Origin of the sequence: Andreprevotia chitinilytica DSM 18519, assembly GCF_000711875.1 — a bacterium.
In the GTDB taxonomy this organism is placed as follows: domain Bacteria; phylum Pseudomonadota; class Gammaproteobacteria; order Burkholderiales; family Chitinibacteraceae; genus Andreprevotia; species Andreprevotia chitinilytica.
This window is the reverse complement of record NZ_JONM01000008.1, coordinates 229,998-252,928: the sequence shown is the minus strand read 5'-3', so window position 1 is coordinate 252,928 and position 22,931 is coordinate 229,998. Positions and strand designations below refer to the sequence as shown.

Here is a 22,931-nt window from a genome sequence, read left to right as displayed (position 1 = left end):
CCATGTTGATCGACGTCGCGGCTCCATCCACTTGCGCTGTGCCTGCTGCGGGCGTGCTGAGTTGGAATGTGACGGCGCCGCTACCACCCGTACTCGGCTGTTGCAGCAGCGCCGTATAGGTGCCACTGGCCGGCAAGGCCGGCAGGTTGACGTTGCCGGAGAGCGAGCAGTTCGTGTAAGTGCCGTATGTATTCGTCGTCGTTAAGCAACTTGCTGTTGCCGTCGTACTCACCAACACCGAACCGTCCGGGTTCTTGATCGTCAGCGGCAATGTCCCGTTCAAGTTGAACGAGCTGGGCGTCCCGGAACCCGAAACTGTGAGGTTGAGCTGCTGACCGGCAGCCCCACTGAAAGTAAGCTGAACGCTCGGCGTCGTAGAAGTGAACTGCTGCGACACCGCAGCACCGTCCACAGCTAAAGTTGCCACCTGCGTCGGTGCCAATGCAAGGCTCATCCCGCCACCAACAGCACCAGCCGGATTAATCAGTACTTGATATGTACCCGCCATTGGCAACGTCGGGCTAAGTTTTGCCGTAGCAGCCGAAACAGCCGTTGAAATAACAACATGCCCATTCGGATCAAGCACGCTGACCGTGCCCGACGAAAGCGTGTTGTTGGTAATTGATAGATCAACATTGCTACCCGCAGCCCCGGCGAAGGTCAGAATCGTGCGACGGCCAACCGGATTGATGGCGACGTTGGTCGCTGTACCACCTGATGCCAATACGCCAGCCTGTAACGGCCCGAAGAGTTGCAGGCCAATACTGCCGGTATTGGCAGACGGATTAACGATGACCGTGTATGTGCCGCTCTGTGGCAGCACCGGCAATTGCAATGCACCGTTGGCGGATGCTGCTCCGGTTGCGAGTGACGAGCCATCCGGTTTCAGCACCGTCAATGTGGCATTGGCGAAGCTGAGATTAGTTACCGCCAAATCAAGCAATTGACCGGCCTGCCCGTTGAAGGTCAATAGCGCAATCGTATTTGCCACCGGCAATGAGATCGACGTAACAGCACCATCGACGGCCAATTTACCGGTTGCGCCCACCAAGGCCGGATTAAATGCCGCAGGCACAACCACAAACACGTCGCTGCTGATTGCCTGGCCATACGGGGTTTGCACGGTGATAGGGCCAGTTGCCGCGACATTGGGCACCGGCACCACTAATGCAGATGCGGTCGCGGAGGTGATATTGGTGTTGCTTCGACCAACCGTGACGCTGTTTGCACTCGATGGTGTCTGGAAGCCCGTGCCATTGATCGTGATGGCGCTGCCCACTGCGCCATACAACGGCGAGAAGCTGGTAATGGTAGGCACGAGACTGTTGCCCACCGTAAAGGGTTGCGATGTCGCCACGATGCCGTTGGCGTTCTGAATTGAAACCGGGCCAGTCGAAGCGCCTGCAGGCACATTGACTACCAGTTGATTCACGCTGGCAGAGGTGACTGTTGCAGCAACACCGTTGAATTTGACCGTGTTCGAAGCTGCTGTTGGTGAAAAGCCAGTGCCATTCAAGGTAACCGTAGCGCCAATTGGAGCCTGATTGGGCGAGAAGTCGCCGACAGTCAACGTCGTTGCGGTCGAGCCTTTGCCAACTGATAGCAGATTCCCGGCATCGTCGTAGGTATAGGTGGCCAAATCGCCATTACCGGAAATGGCTTGGGTTAGCTTGCCGGTATCGTCATATACATAGGTAATCGGGCCAGAAGACGCCGGAATCGGCACTGACGTTGGGACGGGTGTAGGCGCCGGCGTTGGGACGGGGGTAGGCGCCGGGGTGGGTACTGGCGTTGGGGTCGGCACCGGCGTGGGGCCGGTCGGCCCGTCATCCAGAACTATGTTGAGTATTGCCATTAACGCGGCTGGCGAGATAGGGGCAGGCGTTGCAACGGGTGTTGGCGTAGGTGTCGGCACTGTTGCGGCCATCGCAACTGGCGTTGCATTGGTCAACGCCAAATACGCCGGAACAGTAGCCAATAAGCCAAAGCAAAGTGCCGCAAGCGTCGTGCGGCCGAATTGTCGCGATTTCACTGAATTATTTCACTCGTGCGTACTGGCGTTGCTGGCGGTATCAAAAACACGCCGCACCGTTAATGGCTTCCACGCCGACGACGTGGAATGGTTCTGGGGACGCGCCTGGATCATCGGGCGCATTTACGAAAGTGGTTGCTCGCCGACAAATACATGCGAAAGGAATGTGTCAGGGCCGGCGCATTCTCCGCGAAGAGAATAAGTATGCGCAATGATCATCTGCATAATGTGGCGTTGCTGCCACATATCTTCGCGGAAGAGCCCCAGTACGTTTGTGAGCTCCCCTGGAGGGATTTGCGTTACCTGCGGGTAGCACGGTGGAAATGACGAAAACCAAATAGAAAGAGCCCGGCGATCGCCGGGCTCTTTTGCTACGGAAGCTGCTGTGCTGACGAACCTTATTGCGCCGTCGTCGCCTGATCCGCCCCGCCCAATACCTTGTACGCCGTTGCCGAATTGGCGAGGCGTGCACGACGGGTTTCGATCAGGGATTGCTGGGCGTTGTAGCTGTCACGCTCGGCATCCAGCACATCCAGATAACCGATCACGCCAACATCGTAACGGGCACGAGCAAGTTTGAGGCGCTCTTCCTGATGCTGCGCCAGACGCTCCTGCACGGTTAGTTGTTCAGCCAGCCAGCGCTGATCGGACAACACGTCAGCGGTGTCCTTGAACGCCTGCTGCACTGCCTTCTCGTACTGCGCCACCGCTACGTTCTTGCGTGCAGAGGCAAGATCGAGGTTCGACTTGGTGCGACCAAAGTCGAAGATCGGCAGTGTGATCGACGGCAGGAAGCTCCAGGCACCACGGTCGCCCTTGAACAGGTCGCCCAGGCTATCGCTGGCAACACCGGCACTCCCCACCAAGGTGATTTTGGGGAAGAACGCAGCGCGTGCCGCACCGACATTGGCATTGGCCGCGATCAACTGTTGCTCGGCCTGACGAACGTCCGGGCGATCCAGCAGTACATCGGACGACAAGCCTTGCGGCAGCCGTTGCGGCAAGGGCAAGGCAGCCACACCTTTGCCGCTCGCCATCGGCAGCGGGCCGTTATCACCGACCAGCAACCCGAGTGCAGTGCGGGCGGTTTCAGCCTGGCGGGATAGAGACGCCGAATCCGACAAAGCGCTATCGAGCGAGTTTTCCGCCTGCAGTTGATCCAGGCGATTAGCCGAACCGATATCGACCTTGCGGCCGATGACCTTGGCGTAGTCCTCACGCGTCTTGGCCGTTTTGCGGGCGAAATCAGCTTCTTCGTTCAGCGCGAGCAGGTTGTAGTAGCTGTTGGCGACTTCCGCAATCAAGGAAAGCTTAGCCGTACGCTGCGCTTCTTCGGTCGCGAGATAGCTTGCCTTGGCCGATTCGGACAAACGCGCTACGCGGCCCCAGAAATCCAGCTCGAATGAAGCCAGAGCAACGTTCGCGTCATAACGACGCGATGTCATCGATTGCCCCGTTGACGACAACGATGCCGGCACGTGGTTGATGGTTGCACTGCCCCCCACCGACAAGGTCGGCAGGCGGTCAGCATTGGTGATGCCGTATTGGGCACGAGCCACTTCGATATTGGCTACCGCAACCCGCAGATCGCGGTTGTTATCGAGCGCGCGCTTGATCAGCGCGTTGAGCGTCGGGTCGCTGAAATAGACATCCCAGCTCGGCACAGCCACGGTGGCAGCATCACCGCGACCGATTATGCCCGACGCCGGGCTAGCCGGTCGCTCGTAGTTCGGGCCGATGACGGCGCAGCCTGATAGGGCCACCGCCATCGCCAGAATCATTGGTTTAAGCATGTTCTTCTCTCCTTAGCGATGGTCTTCGGCGGTCGAATCGACGGATGCTTTGATCTTCGGCGGGAACCACTTGCGGATCACCACGAAGAACACCGGCACCAGGAAGATCGCCAGCACCGTGGCGGAGATCATGCCGCCCATCACGCCAGTACCGATCGCGTGTTGGCTGCCAGAACCTGCGCCGTTGCTGATCACCAGCGGCACCACGCTCAATACGAAGGCCAGTGACGTCATCAAGATCGGCCGCAGACGCATCCGCACCGCATCCAACGTTGCCTCAACCACGCCCTTGCCATGCTCTTGCAGCTCCTTGGCAAATTCGACGATCAAGATCGCGTTCTTCGCCGATAGACCCACCGTCAGCAACAAGCCCACCTGGAAGTACACGTCGTTATTCAGGCCGCGCAACGATGCTGCGATCAGCGCGCCAATCACCCCCAGCGGCACGACCAGAATGACCGAGAACGGAATCGACCAGCTTTCATACAAGGCGGCCAGGCACAGGAACACGACGAGCATCGAGATGGCATACAGCAGCGGCGCTTGCGAGCCGGACATCCGCTCTTCATAAGACAAACCAGTCCACTCGTAGCCGATGCCTTCCGGCAGCTGCTTCGCCATGTCTTCCATCGCCTTCATCGCATCGCCAGTACTCTTGCCCGGTGCCGGTGCGCCGAGAATTTCCACCGATGCCAGACCGTTGTAACGCTCAAGACGTGCAGGACCATAGGACCAATGCGCGGATGCAAAACTGGAGAACGGCACCATCTGGCCCTGGTTGTTACGCACATACCAGCGGTTGACGTCTTCCGGCGACATACGGAACGGCGCATCAGCTTGCAGATACACCTTCTTGATACGGCCCTTGTCGAGGAAGTCGTTCACGTAGGACGAGCCCCAGGCCGTGGACAAGGTGTCGTTGATGTCGGACAGCGACAAGCCCAAGGCACGCGCTTTTTCCCGGTCGATATCGATCTGGTACTGCGGCGTATCTTCCATCCCGTTCGGGCGAACTGCGACCAGATTCGGGTTCTTCGATGCCATGCCCAGCAGCTGGTTACGCGCCTGGATCAACTTCTCGTGGCCAAGGCCTGAGCGATCCTGCAGCTGGAAGTCGAAACCGGTTGCGTTACCCAGTTCCAGCACCGCCGGTGGCGCGAACGCAAACACCATCGCGTCCTTGATCTGCATGAAGGCCCCCATGGCACGGCCGGCAATCGCACCAACGTGCTGGTCCGGACGTTGCCGTTGGCCCCAGTCCTTGAGCATCACGAACGCCATGCCGGTGTTCTGGCCGTTACCGCTGAAGTTGAAGCCGGCCACCGTGAACAGAGAATTGACGTTCTCTTTTTCATTGTTCAGGAAGTGGTCTTCCATTTTCTTGAGGACGGCAAGCGTGCGCTCTTGCGTCGCACCAGTCGGCAGTTGCGCCTGGGCAAACATGATCCCCTGGTCTTCATCCGGCAGGAAGGACTTGGGCAAGCGCACGAACAGGAAGGCCATGATCGCGATGATCAAGCCGTACAGCACCATGTAGCGGAAGGTCTTGCCGAGGATCTTGCCCACCATGCTTTGATAGCCATTGCTGGAGCGCTCGAACGTGCGGTTGAACCAACCAAAGAAACCGCGCTTTTCGTCGTGATGCCCTTTCGGGATCGGCTTGAGCAAAGTCGCGCACAGCGCTGGTGTCAGCACCAGAGCCACCAGCAGCGACAAGACCATGGCGGACACGATGGTGATCGAGAACTGGCGATAAATCACACCGGTCGAGCCACCGAAGAACGCCATCGGGATGAACACCGCCGACAGCACCACCACGATCCCCACCAGGGCGCCGGTGATCTGGCCCATCGATTTGCGCGAGGCATCGCGAGGCGACAAGCCCTCTTCCGCCATCACCCGCTCGACGTTCTCGACCACCACGATCGCATCATCGACCAGCAAACCGATCGCCAGCACCATTGCAAATGCGGTCAGCGTATTGATCGAGAAACCGAACACCGACAACAAACCGAACGTACCCAACAACACCACCGGCACGGCGATCGTCGGGATCAGCGTGGCACGGAAGCTTTGCAAGAACAGATACATCACCAGGAACACCAGCACGATGGCTTCGAGCAGGGTCTTGACGACTTCCTCGATCGAAATCTTCACGAACGGCGTGGTGTCGTACGGATAGACCGCTTTCATCGAAGGCGGGAAATACTTCGCCAAACCATCAATGGTCTTGCGTACGGCATTGGCGGTATCCAGCGCATTGGCACCGGTTGCCAGCTTGATGGCAACACCGGCGGCCGGCTTGCCGTTGTAACGCGCCAGGACTTGATAACTTTCGCCACCCAGTTCAAGACGCGCGACGTCTTTCAAGCGCACTTGCGAGCCGTCGGTATTCACCTTGAGCAGGATGTTGCCGAACTGCTCAGTGGTTTGCAGACGGGATTGCGAGGTAATGGTCGCATTCAACTGCTGATTCGGCACTGCCGGCAAGCCACCCAACTGACCGGACGACACCTGCACGTTCTGCGATTTGATCGCCGCGCTGACATCGCTGGTCATCAGTTGGAAGTTGTTCAGCTTGCTGGGGTCGAGCCAAATCCGCATCGCGTATTGCGAGCCGAACAGTGTCACGTCACCCACGCCAGGCGTACGGCTGAGCGGGTCGAGCACGTTGGCGGCCACATAGTCGCCCAAGTCGGCACCGGTCATCTTGCCGTCGTCGGACACAAAACCGACGACCATCATGAAGTTCTTGGTGGCCTTGGAAACCAGTACGCCCAGCTGCTGCACTTCCTGCGGCAACAGCGGGGTCGCCAGCGCCAGCTTGTTTTGCACTTGAACCTGAGCGGTATCCGGGTTGGTACCGGCATCGAAAGTCAGCGTGATGTTGACGTTACCGGCGGAGTCGCTGTTGGACGACATGTAGCGCAGGTGGTCGATCCCCTTCATCTTTTGTTCGATGACCTGGGTCACGCTGTCTTCCACCGTCTTGGCGGATGCACCTGGATAGGTAGCGGTAATCGCTACCGAAGGCGGTGCAATATTCGGGTACTGCGAGATCGGCAAGCCGACGATCGCGAGCGACCCCGCCACCATGATGATGATGGCGATCACCCAAGCGAAAATCGGGCGATCAATAAAATACTTTGCCATGAGGCAAGCTCCCTAATATTTGCGTGGGCGTTACTTGGCGTGGCTGGCGGATTCGGCTTTCAGAGCGGCAGCGGCGACAACTGCCGAAGCTTCCACCGGCTTGGCCGGTGAACCCGGACGCACTTTCTGCAGCCCTTCCACGATGACCTTGTCGCCGGCTTTCAGACCGTCACTGACCAGCCATTTGTCGCCAAGCGATTGCTGGGCCTTGAGGATGCGGACCTCGACCTTGCCCTCAGCGCCGATCACCATCGCGACCGCATTGCCTTGCGCATCACGCGTCACGCCTTGCTGCGGCACCAGCAGCGCCTTGTTGTTCACGCCCTCTTCCAGACGCGCGCGAACGAATACGCCCGGCAGCAATTCACCCTTCGGATTCGGCACCACGGCGCGCAAATTCACCGCGCCGCTAGTCGGGTCCACGGTCACATCGGCAAACTGCAATGCGCCCGGTTGCGCGTACTTGCTGCCATCTTCCAGCACGATGTTGACCTTGGCCTGGCCTTGACCGGCGCGCGACAGGCGACCGCTTTCGAAGTCACGTTTCAGGCGCAACAGATCAGTGCTCGATTGCGCGATGTCGACGTAAATCGGGTCCAGCTGTTGCACGGTCGTCAGTGCAGCGGCTTGGTTGGCGGTCACGAGCGCACCTTCCGTCACGGTCGATTTGCCGATGCGGCCAGAAATCGGCGACAGCACGCGGGTGTAAGTCAGGTTGATGCGTGCCGATTCGACAGCGGCCTTGGCCGAAGCCACATCGGCCTGGCCTTGCAGCAAGGCGGCATTGGCATCGTCGTATTCCTGCTTGCTCACACCCTTGATGTCCAGCAACGCCTTGTAGCGCTCTTCTTTCAGCTTTGCGCTTGTCACGTTGGCTTGTGCCTTGGCAAACGAAGCCTGAGCGCTTTCGAGGGCGGCTTGATAGGTGGCTGGGTCGATCTGATAAAGCTGCTGGCCAGCCTTCACGTCGCTGCCTTCGGTATAGAGACGCTTGAGGACAATGCCATTCACTTGTGGACGGACTTCAGCGATCCGGAAAGGGGAGGTGCGACCTGGCAATTCGCTGATGATCGGCACGACTTGTTCAGCCAATGTCACCACGCCGACTTCTGGCGGTGGCATCTGGCCACCGCCGGCCATTTGGGCCGTGCCGCCGTCCTTGCCGCAGGCAGCCAGTGCCATGGCAAGGCTTGCAAGCAGCACTGCATTGCGGAGATGGGATTTGTGCATCGTGAGCTCCTGAGGATCAATATTGATTTGTAAACTTATTCAGCAATAGTTCAGCAAAATAACTAAACGGGGAAAGAATTTGATCAGTACAACGGTATTTTGCAGTCATTATAGAACAATCGTTCTATATGGCGCATGATTTCTGTAGACACGTATCAAATGCACTCAGTTCATGGGCATCGCAGCGTCATGACGTTGGGGGCAAGGCATAGGCACGCAGGAACACATCGACAATGCGCTCCACCTTGCCCTGCTCCTTCGAAGCATCCGGCGGATCTCCGCCAAACAACAGGCGGGTGTGATCGAAGCCGACGACCGTTTCAATCAGCATTTCCGCCGCTTCGAGCGGATCAGCCGCCAGCAGGCGGCCGGCATCCATTTCATGCTTGAGCAAATCGGCCAGTTGACGCCGGGTACGCGTCGGGCCGTTCTCCAGAAAATCCAGCGACAAATCCGGGAACCGCGGCGCTTCGCTCACGATCATCCGGTGCGCGTTGACCGATTCCGGGGTCAGGATATGCGCGCGAAATTTCACGCTGAAATCGACCAGCTGCTCCCGTAGCGAACCATCCCGAGCCTGTAGCGACGCGTGCAGGTCAGCGCAAACCCGCTGCATGACAGCCCGAAACAGATCGGCCTTGGATTCGAAATGGTTGTAAACGGTCTGGCGTGCCACGCCGGCACGCTCGGCCACCTTATCGATGCTGGCGCGAAAACCGACCTCGCAAAACAATTGCCGGGCGGCTTCCAGAACACGGTCGACGTTTTCGTTGCCGGTCGGGCTGGGCGGGGGGCTGGGAATCATAGGAAGGGAACAGGACACAGATTTAGACTCATGAGTACAGAGTCTATTTTGGACTGTACAGTCTAGTCAATATCGTACAAATCCAAATGTGAGCAGCAAGCTTCCAAGGCAAATACTTATTGGCACCTGACTTACGATCGATTAGCAAATCTGCCGCCTCGCCCCAAACCTCGGCCAGCCCAAGACCTCACAACATCCAGACTTGCAGTTTCGCCGGCCAGCAAGCTAGAATCGCGGCCTCTGCGGGCGTCGTCTAATGGTAAGACACTAGCTTCCCAAGCTCGGAACACGGGTTCGATTCCCGTCGCCCGCTCCAGATTCAAGAACAGCGCTCGCGGCCCTCGATGGCACCGGGCGCTTTTCATTTTGCGGCTTCCCCCGGCATTCCTGCCGCCCACAGCCGCGATCAATTACCTCCCCCGCCCTTTGCCCGCCCTCCGCGCTTTGCCTGGCGCAACCTCCAAGAACTACGCGCGGCCTTTCAGCTGATATTCACCTAATACGCAGCGCGCCCTATCTGGCAACACGCTGGCGACCCGTATCGCTGTCAAAGCGCGAAAGATTCCCCCACCTGTCGGATAGGCAACCGGCCGTTTTACACAACACCAATGCCTCTCTGTTGTATTCATGCATACCAATTACAAATCCGAAGCAATAAGTCTATTCCCTTATGTCAGAATGCCGAGCTGCTAAGGGGGCTAGACCAGTAAGGGCACAGCCACTTTGCATCCGCCCCAAAAGAAGAGCCTAGAGGTTCTTGCGAAAGCTTGGTCGAATCTGGCAGCCAGCGATACGCAGCGAACATTGGTTGGAACAGTTCCATGACATCGAAAAAAGCCTTCCGCTGCGTTCTGATTGGTGAAACGACGCTGCCCGAGGCTTGCGCAGAGCGGCTTCTGGCGAGCGGCCACACGATCGTTGGCGTGGTCTCACGGGATGAGCGGCTGCAGCAGTGGGCCGCCGCCCGGCAGATTCCGTTCACCGCCTCGCCGGCCGAGCTGCTTGCGCTGCTGGGCGGACAACCTTTCGATCATCTCTTCAGCATCGTCAATCCGGCCATCCTGCCGTCCGCGCTCCTGGCCGCGCCGGTTGGTTTTGCCATCAACTATCACGATGCGCCGCTGCCCCGCTACGCCGGCACCCATGCCAGCTCGTGGGCGCTGATCCACGGCGAAACCCGCCATGCCATCAGCTGGCACCTCATGCATGAAAAAGTCGACGCGGGCGACTTGATGCAACAAGCGTGGTTCGACCTCGCGCCGGACGAAACCGCGCTGTCGATCAACGCCAAATGTTATGACGCGGCGCTGAGCGCCTTTGAAACGCTGATCCATGAACTGGCTGAGGACAAGGTCACCCCGCAACCGCAGGATTTGCGCGCGCGTACATTTTTCGCCAACGAGCGCCGGCCTGAGGCGGGGGCCTGCTTGCGTTTTGATCGGCCGGCCGAGCAAGCGTCCGCGCTGGTGCGTGCGCTGGACTTCGGGCCGTACCGCAATCCGCTGGGCACGGCGAAGATCGCGACGCTCGATGGCTTCGTGACCGTAGGCAGCGTGGATGTGCTCGATACAGTATCCGACCAGTCGCCCGGCACGGTGATTGCAACATCAGATACCTCACTCGTCGTAGCCACAGCCACCCGTGACCTGCGCCTTGCTGCCTTCTCGACGCTGGCCGGCGCATCAGTCTCCGCGACAGCACTCGGCTACTCACCCGCACAACGCCTCCCCAGCCTGCCGCAGCAAGAAGCCGAGCTGCTGACACAACTGCATGCGCAATCGGTACGGCACGAGGCGTTCTGGGTGGCACAGCTGCAGGCTGCCGAGCCCTTGCGTTTGCCCTACGCCCGGCAAGCCGCCGAGACAGCGGGTGATGTGCGGCAATACGATCTCGACCTGCCGGCAGGCTGGTGCAGCGACGACATCCTGGCCGCCTATGCGGTCTATCTGGCGCGTATTACCCAGCTATCCAGTTTCGATCTTGGTCATATCTCGCCCCGCCACGCCGAGCAACGCATTGCAGCCTTCTTCGCCGCCGCCGTGCCACTGCGTTGCGACATCGACCTGCAACACGGTTTTGCCGCCGCCCGACAGCGCATGGCGGAACAGTTGGCGACGCTCCAAAAGCGCGGTGTGCCAACACGAGACATCGTCCAGCGCTACCCGGAGCTCCGCACTACCGGCGAGCCGCGCTGGCCCTTGCTGGTCGAAATTGTCGATTCGGATCACTGGCACGATGGCGCAGCGCGCCTGAGCGAACTCGGTGGCACCTTACTGCTGCAGATCGCCGCGGATGGCAGCGCTTGCCGCTGGATTTACGATGCGAGCGCGCTGGATGAGGCGTACTTGCCAGTGATGGCGGCGCAGTGGCAGGTCTTGCTGCGCGAGCTGGCAACAGAAACCACGCAGCCCCTCGCCAGCCTGCCCTTGCTGGACGAAGCCGCCCGGCAGCGCCAACTGGTGGAATGGAACGACACGGCTGTCGCATATCCACAGGATCAGGTGATCCATCAGTTGTTCGAGCAACACGCAGCCCAGGCCCCCGATCAGATCGCACTGGTGTTCGAAGACCGCCAACTGAGCTACGGCGACCTCGACACCCGCGCCAATCAACTCGCGCACTACCTACGCAGCCAGGGCGTCGGCCCGGACGTGCTGGTGGGTGTGTCGATCGAGCGCTCGTTCGACATGATCGTGGCCCTGCTGGCCATCCTCAAGGCCGGCGGGGCTTACCTGCCGCTCGATCCCGATTACCCGGCCGAGCGAATCGCCTACATGCTGGCCGATGCCCAGCCCCGGCTGGTGCTGACGCAAGCCCATCGGCGCGACGTGCTCGCCGGGCACGGCATTGCGCTGTTCTGCGTCGATGAAGCAGCGGAGCAACTGGCCAGCCACGCCATCACCCGCCCGGCCAGCCACGCCCTGCCGCAGCACCTCGCCTATGTGATCTACACCTCGGGCTCAACGGGGCGGCCGAAGGGCACACTGCTGTCGCACGTCGGGCTGTGCAATCTGATCACGGCGCAGATCGCCACTTTCGATATCCGTCCCGGTCAGCGCGTATTGCAATTCGCCTCGCTGAACTTCGATGCTTCTACCTGGGAAATCTTCCTCGCATTGGGTGCGGGTGCGACGCTGTGCTTGGCAAGCAAAGCCGATCTGGTGCCGGGTGAAACGCTGCAGGCAACCTTACAGCGGCAAGCCATCGAGATGGCAGTGTTGCCGCCCGTTGCCTTGCCGCTGTTGTCTGCGCCGGCCCTCACAGGCTTACGGACTCTGGTGGTCGGTGGCGATGCCTGCACGGCGGCATTGGTTCGGGAGTGGGCGCCAGGAAGGCGCTTCTGCAATGCTTATGGCCCGACGGAAATCACCGTCTGCACCACCGTTCAGCATTGCGACGTAGCCCACAATGCCTCACCGATTGGCCGTCCGATCGCCAATTCCCGGGTGTATCTGCTGGATGAGAATCTGGAGCCCGTGCCGGTCGGCGTGGCGGGTGAGCTGTACATCGCCGGTGCAGGACTGGCCCGTGGTTATCTAGGTCGCCCAGACCTGACCGCCGAACGCTTCGTCCCCAATCCCTTCAGCCAAGATGGCGAACGGATGTACCGCTCGGGCGATCTGGCGCGCTACCTGCCGGATGGCCGGATCGAATACCTCGGCCGTATCGACCAGCAAGTGAAGCTGCGCGGCTTCCGTATCGAACTCGGCGAGATCGAAGCCTGCCTGACTGCCTTGCCCATCGTGCGGGATGCCGTGGTGCTGGCCCGTGAAGACGAGCCGGGGGATAAGCGCCTGGTCGCCTATCTTGTCGCCGATGCGAACCAAACTCTCGAACCAGCAAGCCTTCGTGAAGCCCTGCAACAACGTCTGCCCGACTACATGGTGCCGGCGCGCTTCATCGTGCTGGATCAGTTGCCGCTCACCCCCAACGGCAAAGTCGACCGCAAAGCCCTGCCCGCACCCGACCGCACTCGCGACAACACCAGCTACATCGCCCCACGCAACGACACCGAAGCACAGCTCGCCGCCATCTGGGCCGACGTATTCAAGCTCGACCGCGTCGGCGTGCATGACAACTTCTTCGAACTCGGCGGACATTCGCTGCTGGCCGTCTCGCTGGTCGAACGCATGCGGCAGGCCGGGCATGCTAGCGACGTCGGCACCTTGTTCTCTGCGCCATCGGTTTCTGCATTGGCCGCAAAAATCCACGCCGGAACCACGCAGGCCGACGTCCCGCCGAACCTGATCCCGGCCGGCTGCACGGCAATCACGCCGGACATGCTGCCGCTGATCACTCTCACGCCAAACGCCATCGCCACCGTCGTCGCCGCCGTGCCGGGCGGTGCGCCCAACATTCAGGACATCTACCCGTTGGGGGCCTTGCAGGAAGGCATCCTGTTCCACCATCAGCTGGACGGGGATCAGGACGGCGATACCTATCTGATCAAGCAGCAGTTCGTCTTCGATAGCCGCGCCCGCCTCGACCGCTTCACCGACGCGCTGCAAACCGTGATCGACCGGCACGACAACTTCCGCACCGCCGTGCTCTGGCAGCATCTGGAACAGGCCGTGCAAGTCGTGTTGCGCCAAGCCACGCTGGAGGTCGAGAAAATCCAGCTCGACGCCGCCGCAGGCGCTGCCGCCCGCCAGTTGGATGAACGCTACGACGCACGCCACTATCGCTTGCCAGTGGATCGCGCACCGATGCTGCACGCCGTGATCGCCGAAGATGGAACAAGCGGTCGCTGGGTGTTGCACCTGCTGCTGCATCACCTGATCTGCGACCACACCACGCTGGAATACATGGCGATCGAGGTGCAGGCCATTCTGGCAGGCCAAGCTGACCAGTTGCCAGCCGCGCCGCCGTTCCGCAATTTCATCGCGCAGACCCGGCTTGGTGTCGATGCCGCGGCGCATCGCGCCTTTTTCACCGCCATGCTCGGCCATATCCACGAACCCACCGCACCGTATGGTGTGGTCGACGTCTACAGTGGCGGCACGGATATCGACGAAGTCCATCACGTCCTGCCCATCGCGCTGGCAAAGCGAATCCGCCGCCACACGCGTGCCCATCAGGTCAGCGCAGCGAGTTTGCTGCATCTGGCCTGGGGGCTGGTGCTGGCGCGGCTGACAGGGCGGGACGATGCCGTGTTCGGCACGGTGCTATTCGGCCGTCTGCACGGCGGCGCGGGTGCCGACCGGATCATGGGCCAGTGCATCAACACGCTGCCGGTATGCGTTGCGATCGGTACGGCAAGCGTCGCCGATGGCCTGCGCAACACCCATGCGCTGCTGATCGAGTTGCTGCAGCACGAGCATGCCTCGCTGGCCGAAGCGCAACGCTGCAGCGGCATGGCCGCGTCCACACCACCGTTCTCCTCACTGGTGAACTACCGCTACAGCCAGAGTGCCGACTCGGTGTTCGCCGCCTCGCGCTGGGAAGGCATGGCGGTGCTGCATTTCGATGAGCGCACCAACTATCCACTCACGCTCACCGTCGATGATCTGGGCGAAGGCTTCGGCCTGATGGTGCAAGGCAGCGCCGCTGTCAAACCACACGAGGTCTGCGCCTACCTGAGCACGGCCATCGCATCGTTGCTGGATGCGCTGGACAACACGCCCGATGCACCGCTTGCCCACACCGAGGTGCTACCGGCAGCGGAACGGCAGCAATTGCTGGCCACCTGGAATGCGACCACGGCCCCAGTGCCGCAAGCGCAAACGATTCATTGCTTGTTCGAACTGCAAGCCGCCCAAACGCCCGACCGCATAGCGGTCATCTTCGAGCAAGACCAGCTGACCTATGGCGAGCTGGATCGCCGCGCCAACCAACTGGCGCACTACCTGCAAGCGCAAGGCGTCGGCCCGGACGTACTGGTCGGCCTGTGCATGGATCGCTCGCTGGGCATGATCGTCGCTCTGCTTGGCATCCTGAAGGCGGGTGGTGCGTATATCCCGCTCGACCCCACCTACCCGCAAGACCGGCTGGCCTACATGCTGGCCGACGCCAAGCCCAAACTGCTGCTGACCCAACCACACCTGCTGGACGTGGCCGAGCACGATGTCCCCACGTTCTGCCCGGACAGCACCGCCGACGCCCTCGCCACTTACCCGCAAACCACCGTGGATGGCGGCGCTCGGCCGGAGCATCTGGCCTATGTGATCTACACCTCCGGCTCCACCGGCCGCCCCAAGGGCGTGATGGTCGAGCATGGCACCGTCGCCAACTTCCTTGGCAGCATGGCCAAAGCGCCGGGGCTCGATGCCAACGACGTGATGTTGGCGCTCACCACCCTGTCATTCGATATCGCCGGGCTTGAGCTGTATCTGCCGTTGACCGTGGGCGCACGCATCGTACTGAGCACGCGCCATCACAATACCGATGCCGAGCTGCTGGCCCGCACCATTGCCGAACACGACGTGACCGCGATGCAGGCCACGCCCTCAGGCTGGCGTCTGCTGCTGGATTCCGGCTGGGCCGGCAAGCCGGACCTCAAGGCGCTATGCGGTGGCGAAGCCCTGCCAGCAGATTTGGCGGTGCGGCTGCTGGCCCGCACCGGCAGTCTCTGGAACCTGTACGGCCCCACCGAGACCACCATCTGGTCGACGCAAAGCCGCATTACCTCAGCCGGCGAAGCCAGCGCCGTCAGCATCGGCAGGCCGATCGACAACACTCAAATCTACATCCTCGATGTGCATGGTCTGCCGACACCGCAGGGTATCGCCGGCGAGCTGTATATCGGCGGTGCCGGCGTCGCACGCGGTTATCTGAACCGGCCCGATCTGACCGATGAACGCTTCGTCCCCGATCCGTTCAGCCCGCAGCCCGGCGCACGCATGTACCGTACCGGCGATCTGGTGCGCTATCTGCCCGACGGCAATATCGACTATCTGGGCCGCATCGATCATCAAGTGAAGATTCGCGGCTATCGCATCGAACTGGGCGAAATCGAGGCCGCGCTGGCCGTCATCCCCGCAGTGCGCGAAGCGGTCGTGGTGGCGCGTGAAGACGGCGGCGACAAGCGACTGGTGGCCTATCTGGTGCCGCATGCCGGGCAGTCCCCCGATGCGACAGCGTTGCGCGAGCAACTGCGGCACGGCCTACCCGACTTCATGGTGCCGGCGCAATTCGTCGTGCTCGATCAGTTGCCGCTCACGCCCAATGGCAAGGTCGATCGCAAGGCACTGCCCGCGCCGGATCGCAACACGAGCAGCCAACAGGGTTACATCGCTCCGCGCAACGCCACCGAAACGCTGCTCGCCGCCATCTGGGCCGAAGTCCTCAAGCTCGACCGTATCGGCGTCAACGACGATTTCTTCATCTTGGGCGGCCATTCCCTGCTCGCCACGCAAGTGATGTCCAAGCTGCGCAATCGCATGCAGGTGGATTTGCCGCTGCGCCGCTTGTTCGATCTGCCAACCATCGCCGCCTTGGCCCGGCAGATCGACGCCACCGGCCGCCAACAGCAGAACCCGGTCATCGCCGCCACATCGCGGGATGCCGCATTGCCGCTCTCGTTCGCGCAGCAACGGCTGTGGTTCCTCGACCAGCTGGCGCCGGGCAACGCGCTCTACAGCATTTTCACCGGGCTGCGCCTGATCGGCAGCCTGCACGAAGACGCCTTGCGGCAGGCCTTTGCCGCCATCGTTGAACGGCACGAAGCGTTGCGCACGCGTTTCGTCCAGCACGGCAATGGGCCGGTGCAAGTGATCGATGCAGTTGGAACCATCGACTGGAGCAAGACCGACCTGAGCGCCCTGCCGCCCGCCGAGCGGGAAAACACCGCCCGCCAGCTGGCGCAAGGGATCACCCAGCAGCCATTCAATCTGGCGCATGGCCCGCTGGTGCGGCTCGGGCTGATTCGCCTGAGCGAACACGAACATCTGCTCATCACCACCCTGCACCACATCGTTGCGGACGGCTGGTCGCTGGGCCTGCTGACGCAGGCACTGGCGCATGCGTATGGCGCGCTGGTGCGCGGCCAGCAACCCGCCCTGTCGCCGCTGCCGATCCAATACGCCGACTTCGCCGCATGGCAACGGCAGCATCTGGCGGGCGATGCGCTCCGCCCGCAACTCGATTACTGGGCCGAGCGACTGGCCGGCGCGCCCGAACAGCTCACCTTGCCGACGGATCGACCACGCCCGCTGGTGCAACGGCATCGCGGCGCCTGCCACGCATTCAGCGTGGACGACCAGCTACTCGCCCAACTTCGTACGCTGGGCCAGCACCTGCACAGCACCTTGTTCATGACGCTCGCCGCCGCATTCAGCGTGTTGCTCTCCCGCTATGCCGGTCAGCAAGACATCTGCCTCGGCACCCCGGTTGCCAATCGCCATCGTGGCGAAACCGAAGGGCTGATCGGTTTCTTCGTGAACACGCTGGTGCTGCGCACGCACTGCGACGGCGATTTCAGCTTTGAAGCGCTGCTGGGCCAGGTGCGTGACAACACCCTCGCCGCCTACGAGCATCAGGACGCCCCGTTCGAACAGGTGGTGGAACGCATCAACCCAGCGCGGCATACCAGCCATGCACCGCTGTTCCAGGCCATGCTGGTGTTGCAAAACAATCCCGCCTACGACCTCACCCTGCCCGGCCTGACCCTTGCGCCCTACGCCATCGACAGTCACATCGCCCGCTTCGATCTGACGCTGAACGTGGTGGAAGACGGCGACACCTTGCAGGCGCTGTTCGAATACGACACCGACCTGTTCGATGCCGCGACGATTGCGCGGATGGCGGGGCATTTCACGACGCTGCTTGGGCAGATCGTTGCCGCGCCGGAACGGCGGGTTGCGGATTTGGCGCTGCTGAGTGCGGAGGAATCGCGGCAGTTGTTGGTGGATTGGAACGACACTGTCGTGGCATATCCGGCCGAACAAGCGATCCATCAGTTGTTCGAGCAGCATGCCGCCAAGACGCCAGACCAGATCGCGCTGGTGTTCGAAGGGCAGCAACTGAGCTACGGCGAACTCGATGCTCGCGCCAATCAACTCGCGCATTACCTGCGCAGCCAAGGCATCGGCCCGGACGTACTGGTTGGGCTATGCCTGGACCGCTCGCTCGATCTGGTGATCGGTCTGCTGGCGGTGCTCAAAGCCGGTGGCGCATACCTGCCGCTCGACCCGGACTATCCAGCAGAACGGCTGGCCTACATGCTGGCCGATGCCAAACCGCAGTTGGTGCTAACACAATCGGCGCATCGCCATGTGTTGGCTGGCCAGTCAGTCGATCTGTGCTGCCTGGATGAGCTGGCAGCCTTGTTCGATGCTTATTCCACCCAACGGCCGGTGTTGTCCGTGTTGCCACAACAACTGGCCTATGTGATCTACACCTCGGGCTCGACCGGACGCCCCAAAGGCACGCTGTTGTCCCATGCCGGCCTGACCAATCTAGCTTTGGCGCAGATCGCCGCTTTTGGCGTTCAACCGAATCAACGCGTGCTGCAATTCGCCTCGTTCAACTTCGATGCCGCGACATCCGAAATCTTCATGGCGCTGGGTGCGGGTGCAACGTTGTGCCTCGCGAGCAAAGCCAATCTGACTCCGGGGCAAGCGCTGCAAACCACCTTGCAGCAGTTGGAGATTCAGGTCGCTACCCTGCCGCCAGTGGCCTTGCCGTGGCTGGATGCATCCACGCTACCCGCATTGACCACCCTCATCGTCGCTGGCGAAGCCTGCCCGGTAGCGTTGGTCGATAGCTGGGCACCGGGACGGCGCTTCTTCAACGCCTATGGCCCAACCGAAACCACCGTCTGCGCCACCATCCAGCGTTGCGACAACGGCAACAGCACCACCCCGCCGATTGGCCGCCCCATCGCCAATACCCGTGTCTATCTATTGGATGACGCGCTGCAACCCGTACCGGTTGGTGTGGCCGGAGAACTCTACGTCGCCGGCATCGGCTTGGCCCGTGGCTACTTTGGCCGGCCCGACCTGACCGCAGAACGTTTCGTGCCGAATCCCTACGGTGAAGCAGGCGAACGCATGTACCGCTCCGGCGATCTGGCGCGCTATCTACCGGATGGCCGGATCGAATACCTCGGCCGCATCGACCAGCAAGTCAAACTGCGTGGCTTCCGCATCGAGCTGGGCGAGATCGAAGCCAGCCTGACCGCCCTACCCGCGGTGCGGGACGCGGTGGTACTAGCCCGCGAAGACGAGCCGGGCGACAAGCGTCTGGTGGCCTATCTCGTTACCGATGCCGTCGGCAAAGCAATCGACGTGTCCACGTTGCGCGAAGCCCTGCTGCAACGCCTGCCCGACTACATGATCCCGGCGCATTTCATCGTGCTGGATCAGTTACCCCTCACCCCCAACGGCAAAGTCGATCGTAAAGCCCTGCCAGCCCCCGACCGCAACCGCGACGAAACCAGCTACGTCGCCCCGCGCAACACCACTGAAGCCCAACTCGCCGCCCTCTGGGCCGAAGTGCTGAAGTTGGACCGGGTCGGCATCCACGACAACTTCTTCGAGTTGGGCGGGCATTCGCTGCTCGCCGTCTCGCTGCTTGAACGCATGCGCCAAGCCGGCCTCGCCAGTGACGTCGGCACCTTGTTCTCTGCCCCGTCAGTGGCTGCATTGGCTGCGAAAATCCACATTGGAACCGCGCTGGCCGAAATCCCGCCGAACCTGATCCCGACCAACTGCACGGCCATCACGCCGGCCATGCTGCCGCTGATCGACCTCACGCCGGAGGCCATCGCGACCATCGTCGCTGCGGTGCCGGGCGGCGCAGCCAATATCCAGGACATCTATCCGCTCGCGCCACTGCAGGAGGGCATGCTGTTCCACCACCTGCTGGAAAAAGACGGCGATGCCTATCTGCTCAAGGTGCAGTTCGGCTTTGATCACCGCGCACGGCTGGATCGCTTTCTGGCGGCACTGCAAACGGTGATCGACCGTCACGATACCTTCCGCACCGCACTGTGTTGGCAACAGCTCGATCAGCCAGTGCAAGTGGTGCTGCGCCAAGCCGTGCTACCAGTGGAAACGGTGCAACTGAACGCTGCCGATGGCGCTATCGCCGCCCAGCTGGACGCCCATTACGACCCCAAGCACTACCGGCTGGATATCCGCCGCGCGCCGATGATGCAGGCGCTGATCGCCGAGGACACGACGAGCGGCCACTGGGTGCTGCACCTACTGCAACACCACCTGATCAGCGACCACACCACGCTCGATCTGCTGTTCACCGAAATCCAGACCATCCTGAGCGGCCAAGGCGACCAGCTCCCCGAGCCGGTGCCGTTCCGCAACTTCGTCGCGCAAACCAATCGCGTGGACGAAGCAGCGCATGAAGCCTTCTTCACGGCCATGCTCGGCCAGATCGAGGAACCCACCGCACCGTACGGCATCACCGATGTGCACAGCGACGGCGCGGCGACCGAGGAAGTACGCCTTGAGTTGCCCAATACCTTGTCGCAACGGCTCTATCAGGCGACACGAACAGCGCAGGTCAGCGTCGCCAGCCTGATGCATCTGGCCTGGGGCCTGGTGCTGGCGCGGCTCACCGGTCAGGAAAACGTGGTGTTCGGCACGGTGCTGTTTGGCCGGTTGCAAGGCGGCGACAGCATCGAGCGCGTCATGGGCCTGTGCATCAACACGCTGCCGTTCCGCGTCGATGTGGGCACATCGGGCGTCAACGACAGCTTGCGCGGCACGCATGAGCAGCTCGCCCAACTGATGCGGCACGAACACGCGTCGCTGGTGCAAGCGCAGCGCTGCAGCGGCGTAGCCGGCTCCGCCCCGCTGTTTTCCTCTCTGCTGAATTACCGCTACAGCCAGCGCACCGAATCGATCTTCGCCGGCCCCGCGTGGGAAGGCTTGGAAGTGCTGCATTTCGACGAGCGCACCAACTATCCGCTCACTGTCGCCATCGACGATCTGGGCGATGGTTTCAGCTTCACCGTGCGCGGCAGCGCCGATGCAAAGCCAGCCAGCGTTGTGGGCTACCTGCGCACAGCCATCGAACGTGTGCTGGATCAGCTGGAAAACGCGCCACAAGCCCCGCTCGCTCGCCTCGACATCCTGCCGCCGGCAGAACGGCAACAGCTGCTGACGGACTGGAACGCTACCGCCGCGGATTACCCGACCGACCAAACGCTCCAACGCCTGTTCGAAGCACAAGCCGCCAGCACGCCGGACAACGTGGCGGTCGTCTGCCAAGGTGATCAACTCACCTACGACGAACTCAACCGCCGCGCCAACCAAGTGGCGCATTACCTGCAGGCACACGGCGTCGGGCCGGACGTGCTCGTCGGCCTTTGCGTGGAACGCTCGCTCGATATGCTCGTCGGCGTGCTGGGCATCCTCAAGGCGGGAGGCGCTTACCTGCCACTCGACCCGAGCTACCCCCAAGAGCGTCTGGCTTATCTGCTGGCCGATGCGAAACCGGCGGTGTTGCTGACCCAGCGTCACCTGCTCGGCACGCTGCCGACCTCGCCAGTCGAAACAATCTGCATTGATGAACCAACCGGGCTGGATGCCTATCCGCGCAGCAACCCCACACCCCGCGCCAGTGCCCATCATCTGGCCTATGTGATCTACACCTCCGGCTCCACCGGGCAGCCGAAGGGCGTCGAGGTCGAACAACGCTCGGTGATCAATCTGTGGACGGCGCTCGAACAACGCGCCCTGCACGCGCTGGGGCGGCCGGTATCGGTCGCGCTGAATGCCTCGCTGGCGTTCGATGCCTCCGTGCAAGGCTGGCTGCAACTGTTGTCAGGGCATCGGCTGGTGATCGTTCCGGCGGACATCCGTGCCGATGGCGCAGCGATGTGGCGTTTCCTCACCGCGCATCGCATTGATCTGTTCGACTGCACGCCGGTCCAGCTGGATGGCCTGATGCAGGCCGGGCTGGCCGGTGCGGATGCCTATCAGCCCCGCATGGTGCTGGTCGGCGGCGATGCGATTTCCCCCGCGCTGTGGCAACGGCTCGCCAACGCGCCGCGCACGGTTTTCTACAACGTGTACGGCCCGACCGAATGCACGGTCGATAGCACTGCGGCGCGGCTATCCGCCGCCAACCCGCAGCCGAACATCGGCCAGCCGCTCGCCAATACGCAGGTGTACATCCTCGATACGCACGGACTGCCAGTGCCGCAAGGCGTGGCCGGTGAGCTGTATATCGGTGGCGAGGGCGTGGCACGGGGCTACCTCAACCGGCCGGCGCTGACGGCCGAGCGCTTCATCGCCGACCGGTTCAACGCGAAACCCGGCGCACGGCTCTACAGGACGGGCGATCTGGCACGCTGGTCGGCAAATGGCGCGCTGGAATACCTCGGCCGCAATGATCATCAGCTCAAGCTGCGCGGTTTCCGCATCGAGCCGGGCGAGATCGAAGCCGCCTTGCTGGCATTGCCCGCCGTGCGCGAAGCCATCGTGCTCGCCCGCGAAGACGATGCCGGTGAAAAACAGCTGGTCGCCTATCTGATGGCGCATGTGGATACGTCGCTGCCAGAGACCGCAGCACTACGCAGCCAGCTGCAGCGCAGCCTGCCGGATCACATGATTCCGGCCTACTTCATCGCCCTCGATGCACTGCCGCTCACGCCGAACCACAAGGTGGATCGCAAGGCCCTGCCGGCACCGACGCGCAGCGATCCCACCCACCATGTCGCGCCGCGCAATGACGTCGAAACACAACTGGCCGACATCTGGGCCGAGGTGCTCAAGCTCGAGCGCGTGGGCATTCACGACAACTTCTTCGAACTCGGCGGGCATTCGCTCTCGGCCACGCAAGTGGTCATCAAGATTCGCGAGCGCTTCTGCGTGGATATCCCTCTGCGCGCCTTGTTCGAAGACGCCGATATCGCACGCCTGGGCCGTCGCATCGACGACCTGCGCAGCCTGCTGAACTGGAACACGGACGATACGCCGCCAAGCGATGCGTATCAGCAAGAGGAAATCTAAGG

General features: G+C 61.7%; 7 protein-coding genes and 1 tRNA gene. 3 read left to right on the top strand and 5 right to left on the bottom strand.

The features are described from left to right. The coding region (locus BR41_RS12725) for an IPT/TIG domain-containing protein (protein ID WP_245615880.1) at nucleotides 1–1,639 on the bottom strand (1,639 nt) is incomplete at its 3' end. Nucleotides 1,640–1,841: 202 nt separating this feature from the next. Between BR41_RS12725 and BR41_RS24900 the strand changes: the two genes are divergently transcribed. Beyond that, nucleotides 1,842–2,234 carry a hypothetical protein gene (locus BR41_RS24900; protein ID WP_211251736.1) on the top strand — a complete coding sequence of 131 codons (393 nt, stop codon included), beginning with the start codon at nucleotides 1,842–1,844 and terminating at the stop codon, nucleotides 2,232–2,234. Nucleotides 2,235–2,430: 196 nt separating this feature from the next. Here BR41_RS24900 and BR41_RS12715 read toward each other — a convergent pair whose 3' ends face one another. The 4 genes from BR41_RS12715 to BR41_RS12700 form a co-directional block, all read right to left on the bottom strand. Next, on the bottom strand, nucleotides 2,431–3,825 hold the full coding sequence (locus BR41_RS12715) for an efflux transporter outer membrane subunit (RefSeq protein ID WP_035057041.1): 1,395 nt from the start codon (nucleotides 3,823–3,825) through the stop codon (nucleotides 2,431–2,433). A gap of 12 nt (nucleotides 3,826–3,837) precedes the next feature. Then, complete coding sequence (locus tag BR41_RS12710; protein ID WP_035057035.1) at nucleotides 3,838–6,978, bottom strand: efflux RND transporter permease subunit; 3,141 nt, start codon at nucleotides 6,976–6,978, stop codon at nucleotides 3,838–3,840. A gap of 30 nt (nucleotides 6,979–7,008) precedes the next feature. Further along, nucleotides 7,009–8,208, bottom strand: coding sequence for an efflux RND transporter periplasmic adaptor subunit (locus tag BR41_RS12705; protein ID WP_035057032.1), 1,200 nt, complete (start codon nucleotides 8,206–8,208; stop codon nucleotides 7,009–7,011). A 187-nt stretch (nucleotides 8,209–8,395) separates the two neighbouring features. After that, the gene (locus BR41_RS12700) at nucleotides 8,396–9,013 is read right to left on the bottom strand and encodes a TetR/AcrR family transcriptional regulator (RefSeq protein ID WP_035057029.1); all 618 of its coding nucleotides are present in this window, start codon (nucleotides 9,011–9,013) and stop codon (nucleotides 8,396–8,398) included. Between the two features lie 242 nt (nucleotides 9,014–9,255). Here BR41_RS12700 and BR41_RS12695 point away from each other — a divergent pair. Both BR41_RS12695 and BR41_RS12690 read left to right on the top strand, forming a co-directional pair. Next, nucleotides 9,256–9,329: transfer RNA gene (locus tag BR41_RS12695), tRNA-Gly, on the top strand. A gap of 505 nt (nucleotides 9,330–9,834) precedes the next feature. After that, a complete protein-coding gene (locus tag BR41_RS12690; protein ID WP_051710857.1) occupies nucleotides 9,835–22,929 on the top strand; it encodes a non-ribosomal peptide synthetase in 13,095 nt (4,364 codons plus the stop codon). The last annotated feature ends 2 nt before the right edge of the window (nucleotides 22,930–22,931 follow it).

Excerpts from the sequence above, each read along its gene's own strand:
- BR41_RS12715 (WP_035057041.1), bottom strand. The coding sequence starts at position 3,825 with ATGCTTAAACCAATGATTCTGGCGATGGCGGTGGCCCTATCAGGCTGC.
- BR41_RS12700 (WP_035057029.1), bottom strand. The coding sequence starts at position 9,013 with ATGATTCCCAGCCCCCCGCCCAGCCCGACCGGCAACGAAAACGTCGAC.
- BR41_RS12705 (WP_035057032.1), bottom strand. The coding sequence starts at position 8,208 with ATGCACAAATCCCATCTCCGCAATGCAGTGCTGCTTGCAAGCCTTGCC.
- BR41_RS12690 (WP_051710857.1), top strand. The coding sequence starts at position 9,835 with ATGACATCGAAAAAAGCCTTCCGCTGCGTTCTGATTGGTGAAACGACG.
- BR41_RS12710 (WP_035057035.1), bottom strand. The coding sequence starts at position 6,978 with ATGGCAAAGTATTTTATTGATCGCCCGATTTTCGCTTGGGTGATCGCC.